17 protein-coding genes and 2 tRNA genes are annotated in these 11261 nt (G+C 67.9%); 9 read left to right on the top strand and 10 right to left on the bottom strand.

Annotated elements, in window-relative coordinates:
- The 3 genes from ACLD7X_RS03950 to psbO all read right to left on the bottom strand — a co-directional run.
- The coding region (locus ACLD7X_RS03950) for an ATP-dependent metallopeptidase FtsH/Yme1/Tma family protein (protein WP_425625079.1) at positions 1 to 174 on the bottom strand (174 nt) is incomplete at its 3' end.
- 71 nt (positions 175 to 245) lie between these two features.
- Positions 246 to 1406, bottom strand: coding sequence for a sulfate adenylyltransferase (gene sat, locus ACLD7X_RS03945; RefSeq protein ID WP_411422155.1), 1161 nt, complete (start codon positions 1404 to 1406; stop codon positions 246 to 248).
- Between the two features lie 146 nt (positions 1407 to 1552).
- Positions 1553 to 2365 (bottom strand): photosystem II manganese-stabilizing polypeptide, encoded by an 813-nt coding sequence (psbO, locus tag ACLD7X_RS03940; protein WP_411422154.1) that lies wholly within the window; start codon positions 2363 to 2365, stop codon positions 1553 to 1555.
- Positions 2366 to 2504: 139 nt separating this feature from the next.
- Between psbO and ACLD7X_RS03935 the strand changes: the two genes are divergently transcribed.
- The gene (locus ACLD7X_RS03935) at positions 2505 to 2858 is read left to right on the top strand and encodes a hypothetical protein (RefSeq protein ID WP_411422153.1); all 354 of its coding nucleotides are present in this window, start codon (positions 2505 to 2507) and stop codon (positions 2856 to 2858) included.
- On the opposite strand, the gene coaBC is transcribed toward ACLD7X_RS03935, so the two are convergent.
- Both coaBC and isiD read right to left on the bottom strand, forming a co-directional pair.
- Positions 2761 to 4080, bottom strand: coding sequence for a bifunctional phosphopantothenoylcysteine decarboxylase/phosphopantothenate--cysteine ligase CoaBC (gene coaBC / locus ACLD7X_RS03930; protein ID WP_411422152.1), 1320 nt, complete (start codon positions 4078 to 4080; stop codon positions 2761 to 2763). The two genes, ACLD7X_RS03935 and coaBC, sit on opposite strands and share 98 nt — an antisense overlap.
- Positions 4070 to 4279: a protein IsiD gene (gene isiD / locus ACLD7X_RS03925; protein WP_411422151.1), complete on the bottom strand. Its 210-nt coding sequence runs from the start codon at positions 4277 to 4279 to the stop codon at positions 4070 to 4072. Before isiD ends, coaBC begins: the two co-directional genes overlap by 11 nt.
- A gap of 31 nt (positions 4280 to 4310) precedes the next feature.
- Here isiD and ACLD7X_RS03920 point away from each other — a divergent pair.
- From ACLD7X_RS03920 to ACLD7X_RS03905, 4 genes are all read left to right on the top strand, one after another.
- A tRNA-Ala gene (locus ACLD7X_RS03920) sits at positions 4311 to 4383 on the top strand.
- 29 nt (positions 4384 to 4412) lie between these two features.
- The gene (locus tag ACLD7X_RS03915; RefSeq protein WP_411422150.1) at positions 4413 to 4577 is read left to right on the top strand and encodes a PCP reductase family protein; all 165 of its coding nucleotides are present in this window, start codon (positions 4413 to 4415) and stop codon (positions 4575 to 4577) included.
- A gap of 53 nt (positions 4578 to 4630) precedes the next feature.
- Complete coding sequence (locus ACLD7X_RS03910; RefSeq protein ID WP_186697351.1) at positions 4631 to 4828, top strand: hypothetical protein; 198 nt, start codon at positions 4631 to 4633, stop codon at positions 4826 to 4828.
- A gap of 686 nt (positions 4829 to 5514) precedes the next feature.
- Positions 5515 to 5853, top strand: coding sequence for a DUF565 domain-containing protein (locus ACLD7X_RS03905; RefSeq protein WP_411422149.1), 339 nt, complete (start codon positions 5515 to 5517; stop codon positions 5851 to 5853).
- Here the strand turns inward: ACLD7X_RS03905 and ACLD7X_RS03900 are convergent.
- Positions 5840 to 6880 carry an aspartate carbamoyltransferase catalytic subunit gene (locus ACLD7X_RS03900; RefSeq protein WP_411422148.1) on the bottom strand — a complete coding sequence of 347 codons (1041 nt, stop codon included), beginning with the start codon at positions 6878 to 6880 and terminating at the stop codon, positions 5840 to 5842. The genes ACLD7X_RS03905 and ACLD7X_RS03900 overlap by 14 nt on opposite strands.
- 27 nt (positions 6881 to 6907) lie before the next feature.
- Complete coding sequence (locus ACLD7X_RS03895; RefSeq protein ID WP_411422147.1) at positions 6908 to 7552, bottom strand: DNA-3-methyladenine glycosylase; 645 nt, start codon at positions 7550 to 7552, stop codon at positions 6908 to 6910.
- Here ACLD7X_RS03895 and ACLD7X_RS03890 point away from each other — a divergent pair.
- On the top strand, positions 7551 to 7688 hold the full coding sequence (locus tag ACLD7X_RS03890; protein ID WP_411422146.1) for a hypothetical protein: 138 nt from the start codon (positions 7551 to 7553) through the stop codon (positions 7686 to 7688). The genes ACLD7X_RS03895 and ACLD7X_RS03890 overlap by 2 nt on opposite strands.
- A 32-nt stretch (positions 7689 to 7720) precedes the next feature.
- Here the strand turns inward: ACLD7X_RS03890 and ACLD7X_RS03885 are convergent, their stop codons facing one another.
- Positions 7721 to 8011 (bottom strand): DUF6679 family protein, encoded by a 291-nt coding sequence (locus ACLD7X_RS03885; protein WP_411422145.1) that lies wholly within the window; start codon positions 8009 to 8011, stop codon positions 7721 to 7723.
- Positions 8012 to 8057: 46 nt separating this feature from the next.
- Between ACLD7X_RS03885 and ACLD7X_RS03880 the strand changes: the two genes are divergently transcribed.
- Together ACLD7X_RS03880 and gatC are read left to right on the top strand one after the other, a co-directional pair.
- A complete protein-coding gene (locus ACLD7X_RS03880; protein ID WP_411422144.1) occupies positions 8058 to 8882 on the top strand; it encodes a creatininase family protein in 825 nt (274 codons plus the stop codon).
- Positions 8883 to 8963: 81 nt separating this feature from the next.
- Positions 8964 to 9257 carry an Asp-tRNA(Asn)/Glu-tRNA(Gln) amidotransferase subunit GatC gene (gene gatC / locus ACLD7X_RS03875; RefSeq protein ID WP_411422143.1) on the top strand — a complete coding sequence of 98 codons (294 nt, stop codon included), beginning with the start codon at positions 8964 to 8966 and terminating at the stop codon, positions 9255 to 9257.
- Between the two features lie 24 nt (positions 9258 to 9281).
- On the opposite strand, the gene crtR is transcribed toward gatC, so the two are convergent.
- Positions 9282 to 10304, bottom strand: a complete 1023-nt coding sequence (gene crtR, locus ACLD7X_RS03870) for a beta-carotene hydroxylase (RefSeq protein ID WP_411422142.1) — start codon at positions 10302 to 10304, stop codon at positions 9282 to 9284.
- 55 nt (positions 10305 to 10359) lie between these two features.
- Positions 10360 to 10441: transfer RNA gene (locus ACLD7X_RS03865), tRNA-Leu, on the bottom strand.
- Positions 10442 to 10581: 140 nt separating this feature from the next.
- On the opposite strand from ACLD7X_RS03865, the gene ACLD7X_RS03860 reads away from it, so the two are divergent.
- Positions 10582 to 11205, top strand: a complete 624-nt coding sequence (locus tag ACLD7X_RS03860; RefSeq protein ID WP_411422141.1) for a Ycf66 family protein — start codon at positions 10582 to 10584, stop codon at positions 11203 to 11205.
- Positions 11206 to 11261 lie beyond the last annotated feature (56 nt).

Raw genomic sequence — 11261 nt, 5'->3', positions numbered from 1 at the left:
GGAGATCACCACCCGGGAGACTTCGTTGTCCTGGACGGCCTCGACGAAGTCGCTGTAACGCAGCGTTCGCGGAGCATTGGCCGGATCGGGGCGATCGAGGAAGGCCGTGCCCACGGCGATCAGGACGACCACCAGGAGGACGTACAGACCCGCGTTGCGCCAACGTTTTTTCACGGCCACGCCTCAGCTGAGAAAGAAGTAACAGAATGTTAACCGGCCCCCGGGCCCGGAGGCCGGGCGGGGCGTCAGGCCGCAGCCCGAAGCACCTCGACCACACTACGGAAGGCGAACCATTCGGGGATCTCCTCGCCGCCCCGCAGCATCTGGCGGAACTGGGTGCCGCTCAGCTTCTTCACATGGAGACCCCGCGCCTCGGCATGCTCCGCGGTCACGTAGCCCTCCTCCTCGGTGTAGACGAGGTTGAGGGAGGGCACGGTCTCCATGCCCAGCTCGGTGGCGTTGTCGCGGGCGAAGTCCTGGGCCTGATACGGCCCATAGAAATCTTCGCCGGTGAGGCTGGATTTGCAGCCCGCCATGTCCCGACCGATGATGAAGTGGGTGCAGCCGTAGTTCTTGCGGATGATCATGTGCTGCAGGGCCTCCCGGGGACCGGCCATGTGCATCGAGTAGGGCAGGTAGGCCCAGCGGATGCGAGGGTTGTCGACCTCGGCCGCCAGGCGCTCGTAGGTCTGGAAGCGCACCGCTCCGGCGATGTCGTCATCCTGGGTGGGCCCGCAGGTGGGGTGCACCAGCACGACTCCCTGGGCGCTCACGTTGCCGGCATCGAGCGCCCGGGTGAACAGTTCGTAGTGGGCACGGTGAATGGGATTGCGGCACTGGAACGCCACCACGCTCTGGCCTTCGGGCAGCGTGGCCCGCACCTCCGCCGGGGTCTTGCAGGGGAACACCCGCCGGGGCAGCTCCAGCCCCTGAAGCTGTCCCCCCAGGTAGAAACGGCCCCGCTCGCCGCTGATCATCCGCACGGCGGGATGCTCGATCGAGGTGGTGCCGTAGCAGCCCTGGGCCTCCCTGGCCTTGTCGGGCTCCCACTTGCTCTCGACGGTGAACACGGCGAGTTCCTGGCCGTGGTAAGTCAGCAGCAACCGGTCGCCGATGGCGATGCTCTCGTCGTCGGTGTCGAAGACGATCGGCAGGCCGAACAACAGGCCACTGGTGGTGCGGTTCGTCGCCACCACCGCGTCATAGTCCTCCTGGTGCATGAAGCCCCGCAGGGGCGAGAAGCCCCCCACCACGAGCAACTCGACATCGCAGGCATTGCGGTCGCTGCACTCGACCCGCCGATCCGCACTGGCCCGCACCGCCTCCCGCTGCCCCTCGGTCACCATCAGATCGACGAGCGACCCGCCATGGGGTGCAATCAGACCGGTGGTGAGGGTGGCGGACATCGGACGCGTCGGACGTGGATCGGGCTGGATTCTCCCAGACCGGGGCCATTCCATAGAAAAAGGGGGCCTTCAGGCCCCCCGGGAAAAGGGGACCCTCAGGCCCCCGGGGAGTGGACGGCCGATGGACGGGCCGGCAGCTGGCGCGCTCAGGCCTTCTCCAGGCGACCGTAGAGCTGTCCGGTGATCTTGACGTCCAGGGCCTGCTTGGTGCCCATGTCGGTGTCAGACGGCTGGATGGCCGTGAACACGCCGGCGAACTCGCCGGTGGCGGGATCGACCTTGGTGATGGAGAGGTCCATGGTGCCGGTACCGTCCACATAACGCTTCACGGTCTCACCCGTGAAGTCGTCTCCGGCCGGCACCAGGCCCACGGCACTGCTGTAGCCGGTGGTGAGGCCCCGGGCCTTCGGATCCAGGAAGTTGGAGGTCCGGTAGCTCGGCACGCGGTAGCTGCCCGTGAAGTCGGTGCTGGTGCTGATGGAGGCTCCGTCAGCCTTGGCCTCGAGTTCCTTGCTGGAGAAGACGAACGGCACCTCTTCCCCACCGGGCAGCAGCACGGTGATCAGCTGGAAGTCGAGGCCGCCCAGCTCCTTGAAGCTCAGGCCGCCCCCGGTCACGTTGAGATCGCCGTAGACCTGATCAAGGCTGGTGGTGTAGCGGGTGAGGATCTTGCCGGCGACGAACTGGGACTCCTGCCGCTTGTTGGCGGGCTCTCCCTTCACATAGACCTCGCTGGGGTGCATGCAGATCTCCTGCAGCTTGTAGTCACCGGAGGGGTCGAGGGCAATGGATCCGCGGGCCGAATCCGGGAGGGTCGGGCAGTCATTGGCCAGACCGGTGTTGTGGATGTCGTCGTAGGTGAGGCTGGAACGGTCCCCGGCCTTGGCCCCACCGCTGCAGGCGGTCACCAGGGTCAGGCACAGCGCCAGGGCGAGGGCCAGCAGAGGACGAAAACGCATGGGGAGAACGCCGCAGAGAGGGGGCAGGAACTGGGCTGGGGCGGATCCTACCGGTGCAAAACCCTGATTCCCCGTACGATGTCGCGGCTCTCAACAACCTTTATCCGAGAGCCGAATCAACCCGCGCGCGAACCGGAATATGGCCCTGACAGCCGACCAGCAGAACCACCTCGACAGCCTGGTGAACCAGGTGGCCAGCCTGGCCGATGAGCTCGCCGAGCAGCCCGAGGGCCTGCTCGCCCTGCTGCGCCAGCTGGAGCAGCTGCACCGGACGATTCAGGACGGCCCCTTCCGGACCAGCCTCCCCGCCGATCGCAACCATCTCTTCACCCTGCTGCGCCAGATGGAGCAGAGCGGTGGCTGGCCTTACATCCCGAGGCTGCAGCTGCGCACGTTCATGGATCTGCTGCAGCGGGAACAGGCCGAGGCTCCCGCTCCGCTGGAATCCTCCAGCCCGGCGCCGCCGCAGGATCCGCATCAGCTGGCGGCCTGAACATCAGCAACGCCGTGAGCAGGCGATGGGCGATCGCGTGCTTGGAGTCGGCCTCCAGCGGCTCCACCGCATCGCCAGGGCCCAGCAGCCACCCCATGGTCTGCTCGGCCCCGAAGCCAAGGCCGGGCCGATCGATCGGGTTGGCGAACAGCAGATCACAGCCCTTGCGCCGGAACTTCAGCCGGGCCTGCTCCAGCACAGCGCCGGACTGGGCCGCAAAACCCAGAATCCGCTGCCCCGCCGGACGATGGGCAACGAGCTCCATCAACAGGTCCGGCACCGCCTCCCAGCCGCTGCAGAGGGCCTGCTCCAGCTCCCGCTTGCCCAGCTTCTCCGCCAGCGGTTCGGCCCTGCGGTGGTCGGCGACCGCCGCCGCCATGGCGATCGCATCGGCCTCCGGCTGGTTCGCCGCGAGGGCCACGGCCATCTCGGCCGCGGTCCGCACCGGATGGCAGGCGAGCCCCTCGAGCCAGCCCGGCTCCACGGCCAGGGGACCGTGGACCAGGTCCACACGGGCGCCCCGCAGTCGGGCGGCCTGAGCCAGCAGCACCCCCATCCGTCCGCTGCTGGGGTTGGTGAGGCAGCGGGCCGGGTCGAGGGGCTCCCGGGTGGGCCCTGCGCTCACGAGAAGACGCCGCCCCTGCCAGTCCCGCTCCCAGCCCCGCAGCACAAGCGATTCGAGGGCCAGCAGCAGCAGCTCCGGCGCGGCCATCCGGCCCTGCCCCTGGCGATCACAGGCCAGCAGACCCTCGGAGGGCCCAAGCGGCAGGACCCGGGGGAAAGCCCCGAGGCGCGTCCAGTTCTCGCGGACCCCGGGCGACTCCCACATGCCGGTGTTCATCGCGGCGGCCGCCAGAACGGGCACCTCGCAGGCCAGCAGGGTGCTGGCCAGCAGGGTGTCGCCGAGGCCGTGGACCCAGCGGGCCAGGGTGGTGGCGCTCAGGGGTGCGAGCAGCACCAGCTCAGCCCATTCGGCCAGGTCGATGTGGAGAGGCCGGGAGGTGCGATGGCTCCACTGATCCGCCTCCAGGGCGCAGGGCTGGCGACTCAGGCAGGCCAGGGCCTCCGCACTCACCAGCCGCTCGGCGCTGGGAGTCAGCACACAGCGCACCTCCGCACCGCGCTGGACCAGGGCACTCACGAGCAGGGGGGCCTTGACGGCGGCGATGCTGCCGCTGATGCCGACCAGAATCCGCCGCCCCGCCAGCGGATCAGTCTTCATCAAAGGGCTCCTGATCCACCAGGTGGACATAGGGACGGGCCAGCTCAGGCCTGTGGATCGCCAGGGCCCGCATCAGATGCCAGTCGGTGAGTCCGTCAAAGGGGGAGGGGTAGTCGTCCTCCTCAAGGCGCCGAGCCAGTTCCGCCGCCATGGCTTCGTCGAAAGCGGCCAGCCGTTCCGGTGTGATCGACGCGGTCATGGGAGTCGAGGGAGATAATGGGTGGCTGAAGGGGGAATTAGCTCAGCTGGTAGAGCGCTGCGATCGCACCGCAGAGGTCAGGGGTTCGAGTCCCCTATTCTCCATTCGAGCTCACGAACTGGACGCCCGGCCCTTGATCCCCTGGACGCCCGAAGCAGAGCAACACCTGAAGGAGGTGCCCTTCTTCGTCAGGCCAGCCGTCCGCAAAAGGGTTGAAGCCATGGCCCGAGAAGCGGGGCTCGACGGTATCGATGCGGCCTTCTACGCGCAGGCCAGGGCCCGATTCGGCCAGCGCTGACCCCTAGCCTGCCGGCGATAGGGTAAAAGAGACGGCACAGCCGTCGTCCATTCATGTCGCAGTCCAAGCGCGAACAGGTGGTCAGCCACCTGCGCTACATCCGCCAGGAGCTCCGCGAAATGCATCAGGGCGTGATGGAAGACGGGCTCCTCCCCGAGGCGGGCGAGGTCCGCGGCGTGATGGCCCAGATGGAAGCGCTGCTCGAACTGCTCGAGGGGAAGTCCTCCCGCAAGAAGGAGAGCGACAGCTGAGTCCAGCCCTTGCGCTGCACCCTCGGGCGTCAAGGGCCTCAGGGGACGCTCCGGTAAACGGCCCCAGCCCCTTGCTCTTCACAACTCGGAACGCTTCTTTAACGGCGTCCCCATCATCCGGCCCGGCCCCGCAGGTGCACCGGGCTTTTTTCATTGGAATCCCCTATCAGTAGCGGGGAACTGCTGTCAACACGCCAGAGATGGTGTAGACAAGTGGTGGCAGGGTCGGGTCGGGTGATGGGGATCATCCAATCGCTTCCCCCCCTGCCAACCCCTTTCCTGACATCGCCCCGATCCTGACCTCCATCCCGATCCTGACCTCCATTGTGGGAGATTCCTGTCAGGTGGGACATCCTTCCCGGAGACATCCGATCGGAACGGAATTCTCCTGTAGGTGATCCGTCCTGTGGATAGCCCGTCCTGTGGATAGCCCGTCCTGTGGATAGCCCGTCCGGTTGGAACCCGTCCGGTTGGTGACCCGTGCTGTTGCTGACCCGTGCTGTTGCTGATCCGTGCGGGGGGCGATCCGCTCGAGGCTGTTCCCCGGCAACGGGATCCGAAGTCCTGGCCAGGGCTCGCGCCAGACCCCAGACTGGGCCGACGCTCAGAACCGCCGCCAATCGCCCGTCGGATGGGCCCATGCCTGACCGCTTGCCTCGACCCGTCCCGGTCTTCCCCTGTTTCCCGTGGCGAATCTCCAGCAGACCCGCTTTCAGCAGACGGTCGCTGAGGCCGGAACCCGGCTCCAGACCTGGGCCGAGAACCCCTGGCGCCGCCTGTCGCTGCAGCTGATCGTGCTGCTCGGCAGCTTTTCGATCGGGGGGGCGGTGCCCTCGATCAGCGGACAGTTGTCCCAGATTGACCCGATCGGAGCCCTGGTCTGCGTCGCCGCCATGGAGATCGCGATCCGCGCCCGGAGACCCCTGCTGCAACAGCAGCGGGGGGCGCTGGGCCTCAGCCTCCTGGACATGGCCCGCATCGGCCTGCTCTACGGGTTGCTGCTGGATGGCTTCAAACTGCTGTGAATTCGGCCGGGGCCATGGCTTCCGCCGCCAGCAGGTAAAGCAGGGCCATCCGCATCGGGATCCCGTTGCGGACCTGTTCCTCCACCAGGCTGAGGGCCGGATCATCCAGCAGCGCACCGGCGATCTCCACTCCGCGGTTCACCGGCCCGGGATGGAGCACCGGAATGGTCCGGCCGCAACCGGCCAGGCGTCGGTGCGTCAGCCCATAGGCCCGGTGGTAGGCCTCCAGGCTGGTGAGCAGGTGCTCACGCATGCGTTCCTTCTGCAGCCTCAGCGTCATGACCGCATCGGCCCCGGCCAGGGCCGCATCCAGGTCACGGCTGACCCGCACCGAACCGCGTCGGGCCACCGGATCGGCCGCCTGACCGGGAGGCGGTGCCGCCACGAAGGCGGCGAACTCGGCGGGGACCAGGGTGGGAGGGCCGCACAGCACCACATCCACGCCACAGGCGGTGAGGGCCCAGAGATTGGAGCGGGCCACCCGGGAGTGCAGCACATCTCCCACGATCACGATCCGCTTGCCCCGCAGCACCTCCGGGGTTGGGGCCTCCGGAGCGAAGTGGCGGGCCAGGGTGAACAGGTCCAGCAGCCCCTGGCTGGGATGGCTGTGCAGCCCATCGCCGGCATTGAGCACCGCCACCCGTTCGCCAGCCCTGTCGAGGTCCTCCGCCAGCTGCTGGGGAACCCCGGCGCAGCGGTGGCGGACCACCAGCACATCGGCGCCCATCGCCACGTAGGTGCGGGCCGTATCGAGCAGGCTCTCTCCCTTGGAGAGGGAACTCGAGGCCGGAGAAAAACTCTGGACGTCGGCGGACAGCCGACGGGCGGCCAGCTCGAAGCTGCTGCGGGTGCGCGTGCTCGGCTCGAAGAACAGACTCGTCATCATCCGGCCCTGCAGGGCCGGGAGCCTGCGGGCACCGGTGAGCGGCATGGTGCGGAACCGCTGGGCCAGCTCCAGCACCATGGTGAAGTCCTCGAGCGAGAAGGCCGCCAGATCGATCACATGCCGGTGACCCCAGCTGCTCAAGACGCGGGAAGCGCACGCATCCACAACCTAGAGGCCGACGCCTGACGGCTCCAGTGCCACCCCGGGCCGGGGGGGTTGGCGATCGCCTGGAGCACGGCGGCTGACGCTGCGGCTGGAGCGGAGATACCAGCGCCAGAGCAGCTCTCTGCCCTCGCGGATGCCGATCCGCTGGGCCTGGGTGAGCACCGGTGCAGGGCCCAGGGTGCTGGGCCGGGGCGCCAGCCACAGGCCCGAGGCTGGATGCACGGGCAGGCCGTCATGGCGGCGGTCAAGACCGAAGCGCCTGGCCAGCAGGGCCGGACCGGCCGCCACCCGCTCGGGCTCCCCGGGCACGGCCACAGCCCGCAGCAACACGCCGTTGGCCCAGTCGGATCGCCCCGTCACCACGTTGACGCAGTGGTGGATGCCATAGCTCACATACACATAGAAACGACCTGGCTCACCAAACAGCGTTTCGTTGCTGGGGGAACGACGCCGGTGGCCGTGGCAGGCGGGTTCCTCCTGGGAATAGGCCTCCGTCTCGACGATCAGCCCGCTCAGCAGGCCGCCGTCGTCGAGGCGCCTGACCAGCCGGCAACCGACCAGTTCGGGTGCCACCTGCTCGGCGGGTCGCGCAAAAAAGCCCGCGGGCAGCAGACTGGGGCCATTCCATTCGAGCTCTCTCACGGCCATGGACTCCTCCGGTTTCACCCTGGCCACGGTCCTGCTGGCCACCAGCGGACTGTTCTGCCTGGCCACCCTGTTCTTCGGCACCAAGGGTGGCTACTACGACACGGACAACTACGACGGCAACGGCACGGCCCACTGACGACTGATTCCCAGCGGCACCGCCGGGACGGCTCAGCTGCTCAGCCGCTCCGCTTCGGGACAGTCCTCCGAGGTGGGAATGTCATCCATGCCGCTGCGGCTCACATAGGCCAGGCGGGTGCTGACGGCACCGATCGAGTCGAGCCGCACGCTTTCCTCCCAGCTGTGGGTTTCGTCGTCATCCTCGGCGTCGTAGCGGAGGGTGACCAGATCGCCCTCGATCTCGGTGATCAGGGCCTCTTCAATCCAGCGCTGCTGATCGCGCAGGAAGACCCAGACCGGGCGCTTCTCGGCACAGAACTGGTACAGCTTGCGGTGCAGCATGGCCCCACTGGCTCAGCACGCTGATGAATCCTAGGCAGACCCACCCGTGCCGCCGCTGTTCACCATGACCCAACCCGAAGCCTTGACGACCCTGCCCCGACCGGCGAGCACCACCGAGGCCATCCGGCTGCAGCTGCGCAGCTGGCCCGAGGTGGAGACCTACCTCCAGGACTGCAAAGGGGTGATCGTGCCGCTGGGCTCCACCGAGCAGCACGGTCCCACGGGAGCCATCGGCACCGATGCCCTCACGGCCGAGGCCGTGGCCCTGGAGGTCGGCCGCCGCTGCGGGGTGCTGGTCACCCCCGCCCAGGCCTTCGGGATGGCCGAGCACCATCTGGGCTTTGCCGGCACGGTGAGCCTTCAGCCCAGCACCCTGCTGGCGGTGCTCCACGACGTGGTGCTCTCGCTGGCCAGACACGGCTTCGAGCGGATCTTCGTGATCAATGGCCACGGCGGCAACATCGCCACCGCCAAGGCCGCGTTCGCCCAGGCCCACGCGAGCGCAGCGGCGCGGGGCCTGCCGCAGGCGGAGCGGCTGCGCTGCCGGCTGGCCAACTGGTTCATGGCCCCCCCCGTGATGCAGAAAGCCCGGGAGCTCTACGGCGAGCGGGAAGGGCACCACGCCACCCCCAGCGAAATCGCGCTGACCCTGCATCTGGAGCCGAGCCTGGTCGCCAAGCAGCGACCCCTGCCGACTCCTGCGCCGGCGGGCCCGATCCACGGCCCCGAAGACTTCCGGCGGCGCCATCCGGATGGCCGCATGGGCTCCGATCCCTACCTGGCCAGCGCCACGGACGGAGCGCTCTTCCTGGATCTGGCCGCCACCGCCCTCAGCAGCGATCTGGAGCGCTTCCTGGCGGAAGAAGCCTGAACCGATGCCGGGAACGGATGCCTGTACCGCTGGGGGGTGGGCAGGCCCGAGCGCTAGCGTCGGCCCAGCCCTACCGGTCGGATGAGCAGGATCAGCGCTGACGATGTGCGCAAGGTGGCCGACCTGGCCCGCCTCGCCCTTCCGGACGACAAGATCGCCACCTACACAGGCCAGCTGGAACGCATCCTGGATTACGTGGCCCATCTCGAGGCCGTCGACACCGAGGGGGTCCCCCCCACCACCCGGGCTGTGGAGGTGGTCAACGTCACCCGCGAGGACCGGGTGGAGGCCACTCCCGTGCGCGAAGCGCTGCTCGACCTGGCGCCCCAGCGCGAAGGCGATTTCTTCCGGGTGCCGAAGATCCTGGCTGACTGAATCGCAGCTCCCCCCTGGTGCTCCCTAGCGAACGGGTGAGACCGCCGTGCGGTGGAGCACCTCAAGAACCCGCCGGCGGGCATGGCGGGTCGGCATCAGGGCGGCCAGGGGGCGCAGCTTGCTGCGACGTTTGCGATGGCTGCGAACGCCGAGCAGGATGTCGTAGAGGAAATTCAGGCCGTCGGCCCGGGTTTCGAACAGACCGAGGCGCTGGGGAGATCCTTTGGCGTCAAGAATGTGCTTGGTGGCGTGATAGGCAGGCCGGTATTCGAACCAGGGAATTGATGGCCAGAGATGATGAATCAGATGGTAGTTCTGGCCCATGATCAGCCAGTTCATCAGTCGGCTGGGGTAGACCCGGGCATTATGCCAGCGGTTGCGTGATTGAAATGGGCGGTGCGGGAGGTAGTCGAAAAAGAGACCGAGGGTGACGCCCACCATCAGGGCCGGGGCGAACCAGCAGTTGAAAATGAAGGGCAGAAATCCGAACTTGGCAGCAGCCAGAACGATGGTGAGAAAAACGCCCCTGGCAATTCCCCACTCGAGCAATTCGTAGCGACGCCAGAGACGGCGACGGAAGAAAAACACCTCGTGGTAGAAGAATCTCGGGGCAATCAGCCAAAGAGGTCCGAAGGTGCTGACGATGTGATCCGGATCATGCTTCGGATCGTTCACATGGGCATGGTGCTGCAGATGCACCCGCGTGAACACCGGGAAGCTGAACCCCAGCAGCAGGGCAGCCCCATGGCCCATCACCGCATTCCAGAAGCGGCTCGGGTGGGCGGCGTTGTGGCAGGCGTCGTGGATGACGGTGCCCTCCAGGTGCAGGGCCAGAAAGCCGGTGATCAGCAACAGCGGCAGCGGCCACTGCCCCACGAACCAGCCCCAGATCGTCAGGGCGGCCAGACCGAAGCCTCCGAGGAACAGGCCGACGGTGGGATTCCACGGGTCGGGGGGATCGAGAAAGTGCTTGGGAACTGCGCTGGACGGGCTTCTGCGCGGCAGCTCAACGGCCACAGCCTGCTCGATAACCGGAGCCTGGGTCATGGACAAGGGAGCGGCCTGTGATCATCGCGCTGGCTGCAACTTAAGAAAAGGCCGATGCCCACCGGGGGACTTGAACCCCCACGACCGAAGCCACTGGAACCTAAACCCAGCGCGTCTACCAATTCCGCCAGGTGGGCGTGGGGAGACTGTAGGCACGGCCGCCGGCAGCGCCGACGCGCCTGCCTCTGCCTTGGCCCCCGCCTTGGCCCCAGACAGTGCCCCAGCAAGCGCCTTCTCCAAGGCCTGCGCCAAGAATGGAGGGGACTGCCCCTGCGCCATGCTTGCCGTCCTGGGTGGGGTCCTGGCTTTGCTGCTGGGTCTCACCGTCCTGCTGCTGCCCGTGCTGGCCACGGAACTGAGCCGACCCCGGGATTCGGTCTGGGGGGCGGTGGTGCTGCTGCTGGGCCTGGTGCTCGTGACCAGCTCCGACCGTCTGACGGGAGCTCCGATGCTGGGCGTTCTCTGCGGCGGCCTGCTGATCGGCCGGCTCGGCCTGGAGGTCGGGCAGGGCCGCTGGAGACAGCTGAGCCCCGAAGAGCAGCAGAGGCTGTGGTCCCAGGAGCGCTGGCAGACGAGCCTCCAGGAGCTCGCCGCCACCCTGGCTCGGCTGGTGGCTGTCAGCGGTGGCGCCGTGAGCGGCCTGGGCCGCTGGATCGCGGAACGCCGCCGCCCGCGAACCAGCAGCAAGCGCTGGGTGCGGCAGGACATGCCGGACCCCCACCCGGACCACCCGGCTGAAGCCCAGCAGCCGCCCACCGAGGAGGAGCCTCGGCTGGAGGTCACCTCGCTGGATGGGGTCGACCAGCTGCTGCGCAACGCCCCGGAGCCGGCTGCCCCCCCGGATCCGAGCGAGGCTGAAGCGCCCGAGGATCCGTCGCCCCCCAGGGCCGAAGCGGGATAATCCCCCTTTGCTGCCCGAGGCGCCGTGACCGCCAGCTCTGCGCCTGTCTCCTACAA

Source organism: Aphanothece microscopica RSMan92 (assembly GCF_046613545.2).
Lineage (GTDB): Bacteria > Cyanobacteriota > Cyanobacteriia > PCC-6307 > Cyanobiaceae > NIES-981.
This window is presented reverse-complemented; position numbering and strand designations above follow the sequence as displayed.